This window comes from Phormidium sp. FACHB-1136 (assembly GCF_014697375.1).
Lineage (GTDB): Bacteria > Cyanobacteriota > Cyanobacteriia > Phormidesmidales > Phormidesmidaceae > Nodosilinea.
Genome location: NZ_JACJRS010000256.1, coordinates 1 through 1,581 on the forward strand (window position 1 = coordinate 1; position 1,581 = coordinate 1,581).

The 1,581-nt window shown below is 57.4% G+C and carries 2 protein-coding genes and 1 pseudogene; all 3 read right to left on the reverse strand.

Going from position 1 to position 1,581, the window contains the following annotated elements; all coding sequences use genetic code 11:
- Window positions 1-578: 578 nt before the first annotated feature.
- Window positions 579-935, reverse strand: a complete 357-nt coding sequence (locus tag H6G62_RS27185; RefSeq protein WP_190500958.1) for a hypothetical protein — start codon at window positions 933-935, stop codon at window positions 579-581.
- A 147-nt stretch (window positions 936-1,082) separates the two neighbouring features.
- Window positions 1,083-1,226 (reverse strand): hypothetical protein, encoded by a 144-nt coding sequence (locus H6G62_RS27190; protein ID WP_190500960.1) that lies wholly within the window; start codon window positions 1,224-1,226, stop codon window positions 1,083-1,085.
- Between the two features lie 130 nt (window positions 1,227-1,356).
- A pseudogene (locus H6G62_RS27195) lies at window positions 1,357-1,581 on the reverse strand (hypothetical protein); the annotation flags it as partial.

The following is a 1,581-nucleotide window of genomic DNA, read 5'->3' on the forward strand; positions in this document are numbered from 1 at the left end:
GGTTTTGACCCCACCCCCATGGTGAAAATGGCCTGATTTTGGCCTCGTTGGCTCGTTTAGCCCGTTCAGATTTGCACCATTCTGTTCAATTCTGCACAGGAATGTGCGGGTCTGAGCAGATTTGAACAGATTTCGGCTTGAAAATGGCCTTTAGAAAACGATTCATCTCAACGGTACCTTGAGGGGAACGTTGGCGGAACGGTACTGCCCCGACCCGACTCAGGTCTGCCCCACTCAGTCCCGCATCGGTACGCTTAGGTCACGTAAGGGGTCAGTCACAGACCGTGAGGTGCAGGCTGGGGGCCATCTAGGGTCAGGTCAGGGGCCAAGTGGGTACCGGGTTGGGCCTGACTAGGTGTTGAAGGGTTAGGCTTAGGTCAAGGTTGGGTTTAGGTTGGGTTCAGCGTCCGTGATGAGATGGGCCTGACTATCGAGGATGGGGTCTGGCCCTAGTCCAAGTAAGCTGACTGGGGTGCGATGGGGCCAAGTTGAGGCCATCAGAAGGTATGTGACAGTTGGGGGCGGTGGGTGGGGAAAAGAACCCGGCCCATACCGTGAGGAGCACAGGCTGGGCCAAGCTAGGCAGAGCGAAGGGCTTCGGTGATTTGCTGCATCAATGAGAGTTCAGCTTCATCAAAGACCAGGCCCAGGGTGGGGAGCCGATACGCCTTCAGAACGTTCACCGCCTGAATCAACTCAGGGTGATAGACCTCAACCCGCTTTGCCCATACGTTGAACGGGCAGTCATAAACCAGATCCAGCAACGCCTCCTGCCAGCGTTGGTGCCGTTCATCGGGCCAATCGCTCATGACCTTGGCTAGTGCGTTTGCCGCACCACGGGTCAGCACCATGGCCGAGACCGTGGGCGGGAACCCATGCAGGCTGGGCAGCTTGACCCAGGCGATATCCAGGCTTCCGTAGGGTTTGAATTCCATGTCATTTCACACGATTCATCCCCCTGGCCCAACGAGCGTTGGCGTCAGTCGCATCCGTCAAAGGTCAGGTGGGTGGAACCTGGGTACGGTGGGTGGGCTTAACATGCACTCTGCCCAACCCAAAGGGGCTAAGCAGAGCACTGCGGGCTAGTCGATGGCGTCGAGAATGTCGTCCACCGACAGGTTGGCCGCTTCGATGAGCTGCGAGAGGCGGTCTACCAGACGCTCGAACTGTTGATTGGTTGTCTCACGCCCGTCAAACTGTTTCAGTTGTTCGAGGAGATTGACCACGATGTAACCCTTGAACACGTCACCCAGGCCCAGCGTGAGCTGTTGACATCAAGTGGGATTGGGGACGGTGGGTGGGCTAAAGCCAAAGGCTGACCCAAATCCCGTTTAGGGTCTGGGTCAGCCTTCGGTCTTAGTAGCCGCGTTGAGCTTGGCGAGCCCGTCGCAAGACCTGCATCTTGTCGTAGGCCTCGGCCACTTCCTGAGCGTTGCTGAACCCGTAGTAGGTTTTCAGGTTCGCTCGGATGTCAGCCAAGGGGAGGTCGCCATAGTCGGTATTGAACTGCGCCTTAAAGGCTGTCCAATCAAACCTGGCCCCGTCCATCTCGAACTGGGCCTTCGACCTCAGTTCGTTTCC